The 16,293-nt window shown below is 44.8% G+C and carries 19 protein-coding genes and 1 tRNA gene; 6 read left to right on the top strand and 14 right to left on the bottom strand.

The genetic code is table 11. The annotated features are described in order from the left end of the window. Window positions 1-85: 85 nt before the first annotated feature. The 11 genes from rpoS to folB all read right to left on the bottom strand — a co-directional run bounded on the left by rpoS (window position 86) and on the right by folB (window position 7,821). Entirely contained in the window at window positions 86-1,072 is a 987-nt protein-coding gene (gene rpoS / locus VR7878_RS07005) for an RNA polymerase sigma factor RpoS (RefSeq protein WP_077334717.1), read from the bottom strand. An 81-nt stretch (window positions 1,073-1,153) separates the two neighbouring features. After that, window positions 1,154-2,062 carry a peptidoglycan DD-metalloendopeptidase family protein gene (locus tag VR7878_RS07000; RefSeq protein ID WP_077334715.1) on the bottom strand — a complete coding sequence of 303 codons (909 nt, stop codon included), beginning with the start codon at window positions 2,060-2,062 and terminating at the stop codon, window positions 1,154-1,156. A 2-nt stretch (window positions 2,063-2,064) separates the two neighbouring features. Continuing rightward, a complete protein-coding gene (locus VR7878_RS06995) occupies window positions 2,065-2,691 on the bottom strand; it encodes a protein-L-isoaspartate(D-aspartate) O-methyltransferase (RefSeq protein WP_077334713.1) in 627 nt (208 codons plus the stop codon). Between the two features lie 5 nt (window positions 2,692-2,696). Then, a complete protein-coding gene (surE, locus tag VR7878_RS06990) occupies window positions 2,697-3,437 on the bottom strand; it encodes a 5'/3'-nucleotidase SurE (RefSeq protein WP_077334711.1) in 741 nt (246 codons plus the stop codon). 3 nt (window positions 3,438-3,440) lie between these two features. Further along, on the bottom strand, window positions 3,441-4,487 hold the full coding sequence (gene truD / locus VR7878_RS06985) for a tRNA pseudouridine(13) synthase TruD (RefSeq protein WP_077334709.1): 1,047 nt from the start codon (window positions 4,485-4,487) through the stop codon (window positions 3,441-3,443). A 79-nt stretch (window positions 4,488-4,566) separates the two neighbouring features. Then, on the bottom strand, window positions 4,567-5,040 hold the full coding sequence (gene ispF / locus VR7878_RS06980; RefSeq protein ID WP_077334707.1) for a 2-C-methyl-D-erythritol 2,4-cyclodiphosphate synthase: 474 nt from the start codon (window positions 5,038-5,040) through the stop codon (window positions 4,567-4,569). A 20-nt stretch (window positions 5,041-5,060) separates the two neighbouring features. Next, window positions 5,061-5,756 (bottom strand): 2-C-methyl-D-erythritol 4-phosphate cytidylyltransferase, encoded by a 696-nt coding sequence (gene ispD, locus VR7878_RS06975; RefSeq protein WP_077334705.1) that lies wholly within the window; start codon window positions 5,754-5,756, stop codon window positions 5,061-5,063. Then, window positions 5,757-6,038 carry a cell division protein FtsB gene (ftsB, locus tag VR7878_RS06970; protein ID WP_077334703.1) on the bottom strand — a complete coding sequence of 94 codons (282 nt, stop codon included), beginning with the start codon at window positions 6,036-6,038 and terminating at the stop codon, window positions 5,757-5,759. Between the two features lie 151 nt (window positions 6,039-6,189). Further along, window positions 6,190-6,957 (bottom strand): undecaprenyl-diphosphate phosphatase, encoded by a 768-nt coding sequence (locus VR7878_RS06965; protein WP_077334701.1) that lies wholly within the window; start codon window positions 6,955-6,957, stop codon window positions 6,190-6,192. 10 nt (window positions 6,958-6,967) lie between these two features. After that, window positions 6,968-7,471 carry a 2-amino-4-hydroxy-6-hydroxymethyldihydropteridine diphosphokinase gene (gene folK / locus VR7878_RS06960; RefSeq protein ID WP_077334699.1) on the bottom strand — a complete coding sequence of 168 codons (504 nt, stop codon included), beginning with the start codon at window positions 7,469-7,471 and terminating at the stop codon, window positions 6,968-6,970. Further along, window positions 7,468-7,821: a bifunctional dihydroneopterin aldolase/7,8-dihydroneopterin epimerase gene (gene folB / locus VR7878_RS06955; RefSeq protein WP_077334697.1), complete on the bottom strand. Its 354-nt coding sequence runs from the start codon at window positions 7,819-7,821 to the stop codon at window positions 7,468-7,470. Before folB ends, folK begins: the two co-directional genes overlap by 4 nt. Window positions 7,822-8,110: 289 nt before the next feature. On the opposite strand from folB, the gene plsY reads away from it, so the two are divergent. Next, window positions 8,111-8,701, top strand: a complete 591-nt coding sequence (gene plsY / locus VR7878_RS06950; RefSeq protein WP_077334695.1) for a glycerol-3-phosphate 1-O-acyltransferase PlsY — start codon at window positions 8,111-8,113, stop codon at window positions 8,699-8,701. Window positions 8,702-8,822: 121 nt separating this feature from the next. Here plsY and VR7878_RS06945 read toward each other — a convergent pair whose 3' ends face one another. Together VR7878_RS06945 and tsaD are read right to left on the bottom strand one after the other, a co-directional pair. Next, the gene (locus VR7878_RS06945; RefSeq protein ID WP_077334693.1) at window positions 8,823-9,644 is read right to left on the bottom strand and encodes an alpha/beta fold hydrolase; all 822 of its coding nucleotides are present in this window, start codon (window positions 9,642-9,644) and stop codon (window positions 8,823-8,825) included. A gap of 165 nt (window positions 9,645-9,809) precedes the next feature. Beyond that, window positions 9,810-10,829, bottom strand: coding sequence for a tRNA (adenosine(37)-N6)-threonylcarbamoyltransferase complex transferase subunit TsaD (gene tsaD / locus VR7878_RS06940; RefSeq protein WP_077334896.1), 1,020 nt, complete (start codon window positions 10,827-10,829; stop codon window positions 9,810-9,812). 223 nt (window positions 10,830-11,052) lie between these two features. Between tsaD and rpsU the strand changes: the two genes are divergently transcribed. The 5 genes from rpsU to VR7878_RS06915 all read left to right on the top strand — a co-directional run bounded on the left by rpsU (window position 11,053) and on the right by VR7878_RS06915 (window position 15,831). Then, window positions 11,053-11,268: a 30S ribosomal protein S21 gene (gene rpsU / locus VR7878_RS06935; RefSeq protein ID WP_001145625.1), complete on the top strand. Its 216-nt coding sequence runs from the start codon at window positions 11,053-11,055 to the stop codon at window positions 11,266-11,268. 26 nt (window positions 11,269-11,294) lie between these two features. Next, complete coding sequence (locus VR7878_RS06930) at window positions 11,295-11,738, top strand: GatB/YqeY domain-containing protein (RefSeq protein WP_077334691.1); 444 nt, start codon at window positions 11,295-11,297, stop codon at window positions 11,736-11,738. 107 nt (window positions 11,739-11,845) lie between these two features. Then, window positions 11,846-13,612: a DNA primase gene (dnaG, locus tag VR7878_RS06925; protein ID WP_077334688.1), complete on the top strand. Its 1,767-nt coding sequence runs from the start codon at window positions 11,846-11,848 to the stop codon at window positions 13,610-13,612. Window positions 13,613-13,711: 99 nt separating this feature from the next. After that, window positions 13,712-15,610 (top strand): RNA polymerase sigma factor RpoD, encoded by a 1,899-nt coding sequence (rpoD, locus tag VR7878_RS06920; protein ID WP_077334686.1) that lies wholly within the window; start codon window positions 13,712-13,714, stop codon window positions 15,608-15,610. Between the two features lie 144 nt (window positions 15,611-15,754). After that, window positions 15,755-15,831, top strand: a tRNA-Ile gene (locus VR7878_RS06915). Between the two features lie 237 nt (window positions 15,832-16,068). Here VR7878_RS06915 and VR7878_RS06910 read toward each other — a convergent pair. Further along, window positions 16,069-16,293 (bottom strand): integrase core domain-containing protein (locus VR7878_RS06910; RefSeq protein WP_139343959.1); only part of this gene is annotated, 225 nt, incomplete at its 5' end.

The raw sequence follows: 16,293 nt of genomic DNA, 5'->3' as shown, positions 1-16,293 counted from the left end.
TCTGTAATATAAAAATAGAAACCCCGTACAAACGGGGTTTCACTTAAAATGATCGGTTACTAATTTTTAAATAATAAATGATGTATTATTCATCACTCTCTACATCAAACAAAGACTCCATGTTCAAGCCTTGTTTCAGTAGAATTTCTCTCAAACGACGCAGCCCTTCGACTTGGATTTGACGAACTCGCTCACGTGTTAAATTGATCTCTTTTCCTACTTCTTCCAAAGTCGATGGTTCATATCCGAGCAAACCAAAACGTCTTGCCAACACTTCTTTTTGTTTCGGATTCAGTTCATCTAGCCAATGTAAGAGCGAAGACTTGATATCATCATCTTCTGTCGAATATTCTGGATCATAGTGTTTCGCATCTGGAATGATATCCAGTAATGCTTTATCACCATCACCACCAATAGGCGTATCAACAGAACTAATACGTTCGTTCAGCCGGAGCATCTTACTGACATCATCAACCGATTTATCCAGCTCAAGTGCAATATCTTCCGCTGTTGGTTCATGGTCTAACTTCTGTGACAACTCACGTGCTGTACGTAGATAAATATTAAGTTCTTTGACAACGTGAATAGGTAAACGAATCGTTCTGGTTTGATTCATCAACGCCCGTTCAATCGTTTGTCGGATCCACCAAGTTGCATACGTAGAAAAGCGAAATCCTCTTTCAGGATCAAACTTTTCAACGGCCCGAATCAACCCGAGGTTACCTTCTTCGATCAGATCCAGCAAAGCCAGACCACGGTTACTATATCGGCGAGATATTTTGACAACGAGACGTAGATTACTCTCAATCATCCGTTTACGAGCGGCTTCATCACCCCGGAGAGCCCGGCGTGCGTACAAGATTTCTTCCTCTGCGGTTAACAAAGGAGAAAAACCGATTTCGCCTAAATAGAGTTGAGTCGCGTCTAAGCTCTTGGAAGTAACTTCATACTCTTCCCGAGTTTCGACGGATACAGAATCAGAACTGACCTCATTACCCAATGGATTGAGATCAAATGCTTCTGAATCAAAATCAAATTGATCGACCTTAGTTACTGAATTGCTTTTACTCATGATGCCTCCCCCTGGCGAGCTAGCAAGACACTACTACTTTTAATGTCGCTATATGGTGCTTACGCTTATCAATTCAAATACTTATGGTAAGTAGCGCTTTGGATTCACTGGCTTACCCTGATAGCGAATTTCAAAATGTAAACGAACACTGCTGGTACCGGAACTTCCCATCGTTGCGATTTTCTGGCCAGCTTTTACACTTTGTCCCTCACTCACTAGCAACCGATCATTGTGCGCGTATGCGCTAAGATATTTATCATTATGCTTAATAATCACGAGATTACCGTAACCTCTTAAAGCATTCCCCGAGTAAACAACGGTTCCTGCTGCGGAAGATACGACGGACTGACCTCGCTGCCCTGCAATATCAATCCCTTTGTTCCCCTGATCAATAGCTGAAAATTGTCGGATAACCCTCCCTTTCGTTGGCCATAACCACCTGTCAATTTTTGTGGCATGTACTAAATTAGTAGTTGGTAAATTAGAATTAACATTTTCTTTACCTTCGGATTCACCATACCCCTTTGATTGTGAAGATTCAATACTTTTACCTGACGGTTTTTTAACTTTGTCATATTTATTCTCTAAATTGTTAGAGATTTGCTTATTCTTAGAATCTTTTAATGAGACATTAGTTAACACTTCATCAGAACCTTTGATCCCTATCCCATTTTTACTTACAGCAGCGGATTGAGACTTCCCGTAAGAGGGGGGAGTATAAGCGGGTTTCCACAAGTGTAATTTTTGACCGGGATAGATTGTATAAGGGGGGGAAAGATGGTTATAACTGATCAAATCTTCTACATTCTTATCGGTAAGATAAGCAATAAAGTAAAGCGTATCTCCTTTCTTAACTTGATAATAACTCCCTCGGTAACTTCCCCGGGAAGCCTTCTTTACGTCAGACACCGGCGCGGGTGATGTCGCGACACATCCCATCAGATAGATTGATAAAACGGCCAAAATTAAAAGTCTGATGCTGCTTCTCATCGTTAGGCTAAATCACCTGCAACTAAAGGAACGAACCGAACCATTTCAATAATTTCTGAATGAAATGATTCATCATTCCGGGTTATTCTCAGAAGCTGTTGCTCGTCACTGCCAACGGGGATCACCAATCGACCTCCGTCAGCCAGCTGTTCCAACAACGCCTGAGGTACTTCAGAAGCAGCAGCTGTCACTATAATGGCATCAAAAGGTGCCTTGGTGCGCCATCCCTGCCAGCCATCGCCATGCTTCATAGATACATTGTAAATATCCAGTTGTCTGAGGCGACGCTTTGCTTCCCATTGCAACGTTTTAATTCGCTCAATCGAGCACACATGCTCAACTAAACCTGCCAACACCGCTGTCTGATACCCAGAGCCGGTTCCTATTTCCAAGACTCGGCTTGTCGGTGTCAGTGCTAATAACTGAGTCATTTTGGCAACAATATAAGGCTGAGAAATAGTTTGTCCCAACCCTATCGGCAGTGCATTATTTTCATACGCCTGATGAACCATCGCCTGTGAAACGAAATTCTCTCTCGGTAACTGACGCATAATGTCCAGAACACGTAAATCTTCAATGCCGTTTGTGACAAGAAAGTCGATCAGCTTATCAGCGAGTGAATTTGACATGCCAACTACCTTTCCAACCAATCCGTCATCGCATGAATCGACTCATGAGCAGTCAGATCCACCTGTAATGGTGAGATCGAAACGACACCATGATCAACGGTATAAAAATCAGTGCCTTCTCCGGCATCCTGCTCTTTTCCCGGAGGCCCTAACCAGTAGATATCGTGTCCACGCGGATCTTTTTGCCGAATCATACTCTCAGCATGATGACGAGCGCCCAAGCGAGTCACCTTCATACCGTTGATTTGTTCCAATGGTCGATCAGGAATATTGATATTCAGCAGTCGATTGGTCGGAATCGGAGAATGCAGGTGCTGTTTCACTATCTGGCGGGCAATATGCGCAGCGGTGTCAAAATGTGTCTCACCCACCAACGAGAATGCGATAGATTGAACGCCTAAAAAATGCCCTTCCATTGCTGCTGCAACCGTCCCCGAATAAAAAACATCATCGCCTAAATTCGCGCCATGATTAATACCGCTCAAAACCAGATCCGGTAAAGCATCTTTCATTAATTCGTTCAAAGCAAAGTGAACACAATCCGTTGGTGTCCCCTGAACGGAGTATACCTCCGGCGCAATTTGCTGAATACGCAGTGGTTGCTCCAGTGTCAGAGAGTTCGATGCTCCGGAACGATTTCGATCCGGTGCCACAACCACCACTTCAGCCAAATCAGACAATGCTTCGGCTAAAGTATTAATTCCCCGAGCATAGACGCCATCATCATTGCTCAACAAAATTTTCATCAGTTAGAACTCCCTTTTCACAGGTACTTCTTCGATTAATTCTCGGATTAAAGAAGTGGCAAAGCATCCCGCATCAAGCGCAAAACTCAATATAACCTCATTTTTTCCCAGCTTCCAATCCAGTTGCCGAGGTTTGAGAGCAATATTCCGCCTTTCATGCTTCATTCGGTTACCCCGAATCAATTTCATTAAGTCAGGCTCATCATCAACAAACCGCTGCTCCAGAGCGAGCGCCTCGTGACTGGTCGGTAGGGCATTATCTCCGGCCAGTGCGGCTGAAATATCGGCATGACACTGAGTCACGTGCTCTTGCCACTGTGCCAGCATCTCCTCCCCTTCAACCCGGAACTGTTCATTCCCTTGCAATACGATGTCACCATCAATCAAATGATGAAAACAGCCTTTTGAAATTCGTTCTGAGACGATTTGGTTAAAGATCCAAGAACGCGCGGCAGAAAGGTACAGGCTGCGCTGATTCTGATTACGAGTCCGGACATTCTCCCGGCCCCAGCGTCGGGCTTCATTCACGTTATTGCCCTGATGACCGAAACGTTGTGCACCAAAATAGTTCGGCACAGCTTGTTTGCCAATCCTATTCAACCGCTGCTCGACATCCGTCATATCCGACACTTCAGTTAATGTAATCTGAAAATGATTGCCCCGGAGATCACCCGGCCTTAATTTACGCAGGTGGCGAGTGGTTTCAAGAATCTTAATATGAGGGTACCGCGTCAGAAAATCAGCAAAGTCTGGCGTGTCCCCTTTCGGTAAGTGAACACTCAACCATTGCTCGGTGACCGCATGACGATCTTTTAAACCCGCCCAGCTTACGTCTTTCGACTTCACACCACATGCCTTGGCTAACTCATTGGCAACAAAACTGGTATTTTCTCCGGTCTTACGAATACGAACCATCAGGTGTTCACCAACACCATCCAATGGAAACCCAAGTTCTTCCGTAACAATAAAGTGTTCTGGTTTTGCTTTAATTTTAGCTTTTGCAGTGGGTTTCCCGTACAAATAGGCCAAATTGGCTAAAACATCATCCATTCGGATATCCTCGCTATGATGGTCAAGCCATCCCCCTGACGGGGTTATTTACAACTAAATCTCTGACTCAATGAACAAATCACTTCATCAATAATACAACGGCTTCACAGGCGATTCCTTCCTTACGCCCGGTAAATCCCAACCGCTCTGTCGTGGTCGCTTTCACATTGATATGGCTGATATCGGTCGCCAAATCATCAGCAATCAACGCGCGCATCTGATCAATGTAAGACGCCATTTTCGGTGCCTGAGCAATAATGGTGATGTCTGCATTGCCCAGTCGATAACCATGGGCGATGACTTTCTGATAAACCGACCGTAGCAGTGCGCGACTGTCGGCACCTTTCCACTGTTCATCCGTATCCGGGAAATGGCGTCCGATATCCCCGGCGGCAATAGCCCCCAGTAGTGCATCGGTTAATGCATGCAAAGCAACGTCACCGTCGGAATGAGCCAACAGCCCCTGTTCATAAGGAATAGACACACCACCAATGATTACCGGGCCTTCACCACCAAATTTATGAACATCAAATCCGTGACCAATTCTAAACATAACCTTCCTTACTGCTTTATTTACGACTCACGGCTGAGATAAAACTCAGCCAGTGCTAAATCTTCAGGTTGCGTCACTTTAATATTATCGGCATGCCCCAAAACGATAGATGGTTGGTCACCATGCCATTCCATGACTGAAGCTTCATCAGTCACCGCAATATGCTGACTAATGACACGGGATAAAGCCAGATGCAACTCAGCAGTCCGGAACATTTGAGGGGTTAATGCATGCCAGAGGTTTTCCCGTTCTACGGTTGCGACAATATTCTGGTTATGACCCGTACGCTTCATCGTATCCCGAACCGGCGTTGCCAGTATGCCACCGACACCATCAGCTATGACCGTAGCAATTAACCGCTCAATATCACTCAATCGGACACATGGACGCGCAGCATCATGCACCATCACCCATGTTGTCGGTCTATACTTCACCAAATACTCAAGCGCTGCGAAAACAGAGTCTGAACGTTCCTGACCACCGGAAACCCGCACAATATCAGGATCAGCAGCAAGGGATAACTGACTGAAATAGGGATCATCATCACTGACGGCAATCACCACCTTGCCAACTCGTGGATGGGCACGCAGCTTTTCGACCGTATGTTCCAGTATTGTTTTGCCGTGAATCGGTAAATATTGCTTCGGTTTATCGGTTAACATCCGACGACCGACACCGGCAGCAGGAATCACCACTGAAATAAGTTCTTGTTCCATCTAGGGCTGATCCTCATTGATCACACGGTAAAACGTTTCACCCTCTTTCACCATTCCAAGCTCATGTCTTGCTCTTTCTTCAATCGCATCCAGCCCTTGACGTAAATCATCGATTTCTGCATACATTTCTTTATTTCTTTTTTGTAAATTGACATTGACAGAACGCTGGGTTTCGATTTCATCAGAGATGCGATGAAGATCAGAAAACCCATTTTTGCCAAACCACAGTGAATACTGGAGCAGCATTAAAAGTAGTGTCAGTGTTAAAGCAAATACTCGCATGACGCTCACTTGTGATTTCAAATAGAATTATCGGGAAGTCTATCAAAAATGCTCTGAAAGAACCTCTTTCTTATACCATCAGTCTGTTTAACAACAATTGCATTCAAAAAGGCGATGATCTGATAGACCTCCGAGGTGACGACTCGCCCGACTAATAAGCCCAATAGAGTAAAATGCAGCCAAAGAGAATGCGGTAGATACCGAATGCATTAAACGTAAAACGGTTCAGGAAAACGAGGAAAACTTTCATAACAACCCAGGCGGCGATATAAGAGGTGACGAAGCCAACAATCAAGGGCAAGGATTTTTCACCTTGAAAATGATGATAGTTATTCAACAGATCAAGGCCTCCTGCCGCAATCATCACGGGCAAAGCCAATAAAAATGAGAACTCAGCGCTGGCTTTACGCCCCACGCCTGCGAGTAAAGCACCAATGATCGTCGAACCGGCACGGCTGGTTCCCGGCACTAAAGCAAACACCTGAGCAACCCCCACCCAAATTGCTTGCCGATAACTAATCTCATCCAATGTTTCAGCCGTCGGGGCATGATTTTTCAAGAAACGCTCCACAAGCAGAAAAATAATCCCTCCGACAATAAACATGATCGGTACAACCTGAATGGTAAATAACGCTTTCACTTGATTTTGAAACAGAAAGCCGATGGTTGCGATGGGTAAAAATGCAATGATAACTTTCATCCATAACGCCATATACCGGGTATGGAAACGCTCTTTATAATTGGTCACCACAGCCAGAATGGCAGAAAGCTGAATAATCACTTCAAAAGCTTTATTACTATCTGTCTGAGGTAAGCCAAGCCAATCACTGACGATAATTAAATGTCCGGTTGATGATATCGGTAAAAATTCGGTAATACCTTCAACCAATCCAAGGATAACACTATGAATTAAATCCATTATTTACTCTTTATATTGAAAAATCAGTTTTAGAGAACCAGAATTGTACAGGCTGCAAAACTTCTAAATTGTCAGTCTTAAGCCAAATTTGCCGAACACTTCGTCCGTCCCCCGGCAATAACAGATCAGGGCACAGTTCAAAAAGCGGCTGAATCACAAACGGATATTGATAAATATCTTGACGAGGTAATTGTGGTGCTTCAGCGCTGACGACATCGCCAAATAAAATAATATCCAGATCTAACGTCCGATCCTGATACTTTTGGGCATTGGGCTGACGCCCCCAGTTTAATTCGATTTCTTTGAGCATTGCGGCAAAAGCACTCAATGAGAGATCGGTCTGCATTTCAATCACTAAATTGAAAAACGCCCCTCCCTGAAACCCTTGTGCCGGTGATTCATAAATCGTTGAAAGACGCAGTTGATCCCCCAACTTTTTCAGTTCACTGACAGCGACCTCGACATGCTTATGTCGGTCGATATTGGAACCGACACCGACATAAACCAACGTCATAGCTGTCCCCTTTCAATCACCACACCGACACCTGACGCCTGAGGTACAGCTCCCGGCTTTGTCAGACGGATCCGGATCCAAGGCACAGCAAAAGTCGTCATGATCAAATTTGCGACCTCTTCAGCCACTCGCTCAATGAGTAAAAACCTTCCATTTTCAACATATTGAATAATGTGTTGGCTTACCTGCGCATAATCCAACGCATCAGTAACATCATCACTTTTCCCAGCCGGACGATTATCATGTGCCATTTCAATATCAAAAATGAGCTTCTGTTTGATTTGTTGCTCCCAATCATAAACACCGATCGTTGTGACAACAGCTAACTGTTCTATAAATACTTTATCCATCTATTATCTCACCACATTTCTATTCTCAATATTGCATCGAGATAAAAATCGTCCTATATATCGCCCAATATGGCCTCAACGATGCCCGGAAAACAAGCATCATCAGATGCACAACAAATAATCTACTCAAAAATGCATTTTAAGATCATTTTGGCATATACCCAAGCCTCATTGGGATGACTTAGGTATAGTGATTATCATATACTTAAATGATTTCAAGATGCGAAATTAATACAGATTTTTTATCGATATAACCATACACTAAACTTGCAGACAACTCAGGGCCCAAATGACGCCATTGATACTTTTGATCATTATCTCAGCTTACCTGCTTGGCTCGATTTCAAGTGCAGTGCTCGTGTGTCGTCTGTTCCGGCTGCCCGATCCCAGAGAGTCCGGTTCTCATAATCCGGGAGCAACCAATGTTTTAAGAGTCGGCGGGAAAAAAGCAGCGGTTATTGTTCTGCTATGCGATATGCTGAAAGGCACAATTCCTGTCTGGGGAAGCTACTTTTTAGGAGTAACGCCTTTTCTGCTTGGCGTGATCGCAATTGCCGCCTGTTTAGGTCATATTTACCCGATTTTCTTCCATTTCAAAGGCGGAAAAGGCGTCGCAACCGCATTAGGTGCAATTGCTCCGATAGGGCTGGACTTAACCGGCGTGGTGATGGCGACATGGCTGATGACGCTTCTGGTGTCCCGATATTCTTCGCTGGCGGCATTGATCACCGTATTCGTCACCCCACTATATACTTGGATGATCAAACCCAGTTACACTCTGCCTGTCGCCATGTTGTGTTGTTTGATTGTTTTCCGACATCAAGAGAATATTAGGCGTCTGTTCAATGGTACAGAACCCAAAATCGGCGAAAAAAACTGACCCCGTTCCCTATAATAAGAGCTCTATAATAAGATGCTCTATAATAAAAGGCCAAAGTCCCCGGACAATGGCCTCTTATTGATCAAGTTCAGTGATGTGGCTGTAGAAAAATGGTGGCGATTTAACGCGCAAGCGTCTCGAAGAAATTCTCTAACGCTTGTGTAACGAACTCAGGTTGCTCCAGATTACTGATATGGCCGGCTTGAGGAATCACAATCAGCTGACTCCCTGCGATAGCATCCTGCATCAGATATGACTCTAATACCGGGCGGGGTTTATCTTGCTCCCCGACCATAATTAATACTGGCAGATTCAAACCATCGATTTCATCGATCAGATCCCGGCGACCAAACACGAGCTTGCCGATTCTCCCCATTTCTGCAACCTGCGAACCCGAGGTTTCGGTCAAAAATGTTCGAAACGTAGTGACAAAGTCGGGCTCTGGTGTTTGCTGTAAAGCATTGTCGGAGAAAAACATCGGTACAACTTGAGGAATCAACGGCTCAGGAAAAGACTGTGTTGCAATTGCTGAATCGAGCATTGCAAAATATTTGGCGTGCATCACTTCAGGCTCAAGCCCGATAAACGTATCCATCAATACCAGTGCATTGATCCGTTCAGGCGCAAGCAGTGCCAGCTCAGTTCCCCACATGCCACCGACAGACAGTCCAACGACTGAAAATGATTCAATGGCAAGATGATCCATAAGCGCCAACATATGCCCGGCATAATCTTTCAGTGAATGCATCGTGTCAGGGGCAGCATCAGACTGACCGTGCGACCACAAATCAGGAACGATACACCGATAATTCTGACTCAACGCTGCTACTTGTGGTTGCCACATTTGGCTATTCCAGAGGTAACTATGACCGAACAGCAATACCTCGCCCGTTCCGACATCTTGATAACGCATTGTTTGACCGTTAACTGTAAATGATTTCATCCGTTTGAAGACCTTCCATCATAATTCGTACTATTTATTTTTATTGAGGACTTTGTTTTTAATGACCAGCACCAGAACAATAGTCCATGTCATCTCAATCTAACCCGGCAACCACACCAGTTGAGCTAACACATGGGCTACTGCAACTTTGATTGGGAATTAAATTCAGGAACGAACCGCCTGAAGCTGATCAATTGGCCAGCGGGGTGTCGCCTGAACAGCGAGACCGGATACTTCACCATTTTTGAAGCGTTGCATACCGGCATAAGCAATCATTGCCCCGTTATCAGTACAAAATTCAGTTCGCGGATAATAAACCGCACCACCGACTTTCTGCGCTAACTGGGCTAAATCAGCTCTCAATCGTTGATTGGCACTCACCCCACCGGCAATCACAATGCGCTTTAATCCGGTTTGTTCCAGTGCCCGACGACATTTGATCACCAATGTATCACACACCGCTTCCTGAAAAGCGTAAGCGATATCCGCACGCGTCTGCTCATCATCACCATGAGCGGCAATCGTATTGGCGGCAAACGTTTTTAATCCGGAAAAGCTCATATCCAATCCCGGCCGATCAGTCATCGGGCGAGGAAAACGAAATCGTCCTTGCGTGCCTTTTTCTGCCAAACGCGCCAGTAACGGCCCGCCCGGATAATCCAACCCCATTAATTTTGCCGTCTTATCGAAGGCTTCTCCGGCGGCATCGTCAATCGACTCACCGAGAATCCGATATGCACCAATCCCTTGAACTTCAACAATCATGGTATGCCCACCCGAGACCAAAACGGCAACAAAAGGAAATTCAGGCGGATTATCCTCAAGCATAGGTGCCAGCAAATGTCCTTCCATATGATGAACAGGAATTGCCGGTACATTCCAGGCATAAGCAAGGCTGCGACCAATTGTGGCACCAACCAGCAAAGCACCAACCAAGCCCGGACCTGCGGTATAAGCGACACCATCAATATCTTCCGGACGACAATCAGCCTGTGCCATTGCAGCCTGAATCAGAGGAATCGTTTTTTTAACGTGATCCCTTGAAGCAAGCTCCGGGACAACACCACCATAATCGGCGTGAAGTTTTATCTGACTGTACAGTTGATGAGCCAGTAAGCCCTGTTCATCATCGTAAATCGCAATTCCCGTCTCATCACAAGAGGTTTCAATACCTAATACACGCATAATTTTCCGGAAAACATCCATCTCGACATCAAAATTGACGCCATGTTACCCTGCCTTCAGATGACAGACAAACTTTGTACAGAGATTCATCCATAAAATACTTTACAAAGCCTTTCCATTCGGATTAAAATTCCGCACCATTTTTGATTGTGCTGGCAAGTACCGGAAACGTTCCGACTAAGCGAGACCAGCGTTAACGAATATCCCCTGAGGTGAAAGGCATATGCCAGTAGTTAAAGTACGTGAAAACGAACCGTTCGACGTCGCTCTGCGTCGTTTCAAGCGCTCTTGTGAAAAAGCAGGTATTCTTTCTGAAGTGCGTCGTCGTGAGCACTATGAAAAACCAACCACTGTTCGCAAACGCGCTAAAGCAGCAGCTCAAAAGCGTCATGCTAAGAAGCTAGCTCGCGAAAACGCTCGTCGCGTTCGCCTGTACTAATATAACTCCTTCGGAAGGAATGAGTTATGGCTCTGATTGACAAACTCAAAGAAGAGCAAAAACTTGCGATGAAAGCCAAGGACAAAATCCGCCTTGGCACTATCCGTTTAGCCATGTCAGCAATTAAACAACGTGAAGTCGACGAGCGGATTACGCTAAGCGATGATGAAATCGTTGCCGTTCTGACAAAAATGGTCAAACAACGTCGCGATTCTGTCGCACAGTATGAATCTGCGGGACGACAAGACTTAGCAGATGCGGAAAGCAACGAAATCACAGTGCTTGAGGAATTCATGCCTCAACCATTAACTGACGATGAAGTGTTGCAACTCATTGATGACGCAATTACCGCTTCCGGTGCCCAAGGTATGCAGGATATGGGTAACGTCATGGCTGTATTGAGACCGCAAATTCAAGGGCGTGCAGATATGGGAAAAGTCAGCGGTTTAGTTAAAAGCAAGCTCACTTAACCCACTCCTCTAAACATCAAGCCGTGCTATTCTATATGGCACGGCTTGTTTGTATACGCGCTAACATGTAAATTAGCTATCCATAGTAATATTGGCTATCAGGTCTTATGGCTGGGTATATTCCTCGAAATTTCATCAATGATTTACTCGCTCGACTAGATATCGTCGATGTTATCGACGCTCGCGTCAAACTTAAAAAGAAGGGCAAGAACTACAGTGCTTGCTGCCCTTTTCACAATGAAAAAACGCCATCCTTTAGTGTCAGTCAGGACAAACAGTTCTACCATTGTTTTGGTTGTGGTGTGCATGGGAATGCCATTGACTTCATGATGGAATACGAACGTTTAGAGTTCGTCGAAGCTATAGAAGAACTGGCAGGCTTACTTGGATTAGAAGTTCCGAGAGAAAAAGGTGCGACACCGTTCGATGCCCAAAAGTCACAGGCGCGCAAAGAACAAAAGCGCACCTTGTATGATCTCATGGAACAAATTGCTCAGTTTTACCGTCATCAACTCAGACATCCGGGCAGTAAAGTCGCAATCGATTATTTAAAAAATCGTGGGCTGTCGAAAGAAATCGTCCAAAAGTTTGGAATCGGTTATGTCGCGGATGAGTGGGATCTGGTTCATAAAAATTTTTCCCGCACGCCGGAAGCAGAGCAGATGCTCACGGCTGCAGGAATGTTGGTTGAGAATGACAACGGGCGTCGCTATGACCGTTTTCGGGGACGAGTTATGTTCCCCATCCGGGATCGCCGTGGCCGTGTGATTGGCTTCGGGGGACGAGTCCTCGGAGACGGAACACCCAAGTATCTCAACTCACCGGAAACCGATATTTTCCATAAAGGAAAAGAGTTATACGGTTTATACGAAGTCCTTCAGGCACATCGTGAGCCGCCACAAATTCTGGTGACTGAAGGTTACATGGATGTCGTAGCGCTGGCTCAGTATGGCGTTGATTATGCCGTTGCGTCTTTGGGAACATCAACCACCAACGACCATTTACAGGTGCTTTTCCGGCAAACCAATGCTGTCGTTTGCTGTTATGATGGTGATAATGCCGGCCGGCAAGCAGCATGGCGTGCATTAGAGAATGCGCTTTCGCTCGTCAGTGGTAATAAAACGCTGAAATTTATGTTTTTACCGGATAAAGAAGATCCCGACTCATATATCCGTCAAAACGGTACAGAAGCATTCGAACGTCAAGTTCAGCAATCGATGTCCTTCTCTGACTTTCTGTTTCAGGGATTAATGGCACGTGTCGTTGACAACAGCAGTCGGGAAGGTCGTTTTCGGGTTGTCCATCTGGCCGAACCTTTAATTAATCAGGTTCAAGATGAGGCACTGAAAATTTATCTGTGGGAAGAATTGTCATTGCGCACCGGTCTCAGTGCAAATGCAATTCAATCGACATTGAATAAAAAACAAACTTCGGAACAAACATCAGCTCCCCGTCGGCAGACAGAAATGAAGCGGACGCCAATGAGAGAAGTTATCGCTTTGCTTCTACAAAATCCGAACTATGCTGATAGAGTACCGGATCTTTCAAGTATTGCGGCACTTGATATTCCCGGCTTGAGCTTATTTATTGAGGTCCTTGAAAAATGTCGAGATTACCCCAATGTAACAACAGGTCAGCTACTTGAAAACTGGCGAGGCCATCAACATGAACCTCTTCTGTCACGTCTCGCTAGTTGGGATATCCCACTCGTAGAAGACAATCAAGAAGAAATATTTTTAGACTCATTGGATAAGATTATTACCCAGTGTGTTGAAAAACAAATTGAAAATCTGCAGGCAAAAGAAAGAAGCGTTGGTTTATCAGCTGACGAGAAAAGGGAACTGCTAGCGTTGATGCTAGATTTGAAAGCGTAATCCCTATATTTATAGCCAACAAATGATTAATTTGTTAGAATACGTGGTTTGCATTTCGCATACTAATTCCGTCACTAGAAATGAAGTTGGATACCGTCTATGGATCAAAATCCGCAGTCACAGCTTAAATCACTTGTCCTCAAAGGCAAAGAACAAGGCTATCTGACCTACGCTGAAGTCAATGACCACCTCCCTGCAGAAATTGTAGATTCCGAGCAGGTAGAAGACATTATTCAGATGATTAATGACATGGGTATCAAGGTGGTAGAAACCGCACCTGATGCCGATGATCTGGCACTGAACGATGATACGAACATTACGGATGAAGATGTTGCAGAAGCAGCCGCAGCAGCTCTGTCCAGTGTTGAAAGTGAAATTGGTCGTACGACAGACCCTGTCCGCATGTATATGCGTGAAATGGGAACCGTCGAGCTTCTCACTCGTGAAGGTGAAATCGATATTGCAAAGCGCATTGAAGAAGGTATCAACCAAGTTCAAAGCGCTGTTGCCGAATATCCGGGAACCATTCCTTATATCCTTGAACAATTCGACAGAGTTGAAACTGAAGAGTTAAGACTGACCGATTTGATTTCAGGTTTTGTCGACCCAGATGCTGATGAAACAACATCACCAACTGCAACTCACATCGGTTCAGAACTGACGGGTGCGGATCTGGAAGATGAAGATATGCCTCTTTCGTCCAAGAATAAAGACGATGAGGAAGATGATGAAGACGAAGAAGAAAGTGATAGCAACAGTGATGACGATGATAGTGACGATGATGTCGGTATCGACCCTGAGCTAGCACAAGAGAAATTCAATAATCTTCGTAACAAATATCGCGATTATCAGTTAGCACTAAATGAGTTCGGAGAGTCTAACGAACAAACATCCCAAGCATCAGACCTTGTTTTGGATGCTTTCCGTGAGTTTCGTCTGACACCAAAACAGTTTGATAATCTGGTTGAAACACTTCGTGGTTCAATGGATCGGGTAAAAACGCAAGAACGCTTAATCATGAAGCATGTCGTTGAACATGCCAAAATGCCGAAGAAAGCCTTTATTGCTGCATTTACCGGCCATGAGTCTGACGAGAACTGGTTGGATACTGTCTTAGCCTCTGACAAACCTTATGTTGATAAAATTCGTAAGAGCGAAGAAGACATCCGCCGTTCGATTCAAAAACTCAAAGCCATTGAAGAAGAAACATCTTTAAGTGTCGTTCGGATTAAAGATATCAGCCGTCGTATGTCTATCGGTGAAGCGAAAGCGCGTCGAGCCAAGAAAGAGATGGTTGAAGCGAACTTACGTCTGGTTATTTCAATCGCGAAGAAATATACCAACCGAGGTCTGCAATTCCTTGATTTAATTCAGGAAGGAAATATCGGTCTGATGAAAGCCGTTGATAAATTTGAATACCGTCGTGGTTACAAATTCTCAACTTACGCAACATGGTGGATTCGTCAGGCAATTACTCGCTCGATTGCGGATCAGGCACGGACGATTCGTATTCCGGTACATATGATTGAAACCATCAATAAGTTGAATCGGATCTCTCGTCAAATGCTTCAGGAAATGGGTCGTGAGCCGCTACCGGAAGAATTGGCAGAGCGAATGCAAATGCCGGAAGACAAAATCCGCAAAGTACTGAAAATTGCCAAAGAGCCAATCTCAATGGAGACACCAATCGGTGACGACGAAGATTCGCATCTGGGTGATTTTATTGAAGATACCACGCTGGATCTACCTATTGACTCAGCCACTGCGACCAGCTTAAAAGCTGCAACGCGTGATGTTCTGGCAGGTCTGACCCCTCGCGAAGCAAAAGTACTGCGGATGCGCTTCGGTATCGACATGAACACAGACCACACTCTTGAAGAAGTAGGCAAACAGTTTGATGTTACCCGGGAACGGATTCGTCAAATTGAAGCCAAGGCGTTACGTAAATTGCGTCACCCAAGTCGCTCAGAAACACTCCGTAGCTTCTTGGATGAGTAGTCTGATTCAATCTAATGAACGAAAGGTGAGCAAATGCTCACCTTTTTTCTTACCTGTGATTTAAGTGAATAAATTATAAGCATATTTAGGTATCATTGAGGCTAGACAGCATCAGGCGTATCCCCTATAATCGTCCGTCTTAAGGGGCCTTTAGCTCAGTTGGTTAGAGCATCCGACTCATAATCGGCAGGTCCTGGGTTCAAGTCCCGGAAGGCCCACCATATATCAAGGACTTAGGTGATTTTCATCTAAGTCCTTTTTCTTTACTTTCTATTTATAGCAAAATTATTTATATCATCACTGCTATAAATCCAGCTGCATCTTCATTTTACGGGCAAGAAAAAAGCCGAAAATTCCCGCCTTTACAAAAAGTTACGTTCATCGAAGAGTTCACTACTGGATTTTACCAGTACAGGAATAGATTCATTCGGTGAAGTAAAGAGGTCAAACTGTAGTGGTCAACTAAAATTGGCCACGGTTTTAGAGTTTTTCCAATATAGTCGTTCAGACTCATTGGGTGTCAGCCCACCATTATATTGATGGGGCCTAAGTTGGCTGTAATAACCTGTGATGTAACGAGTTATATGCTGTCTTGCTTCGCTAAAACTCCTATAACCCGACACCGGTATCCATTCTGTCTTTAGACTTCTGAAGAACCGCTCCATCGGGCTATTGTCCCAACA

It is taken from the genome of Vibrio ruber DSM 16370, from assembly GCF_900163965.1.
Classification (GTDB): Bacteria; Pseudomonadota; Gammaproteobacteria; order Enterobacterales; family Vibrionaceae; genus Vibrio; species Vibrio ruber.
The sequence above is the reverse complement of the archived record's forward strand: the minus strand, read 5'-3'. Positions and strand labels throughout refer to the sequence as shown.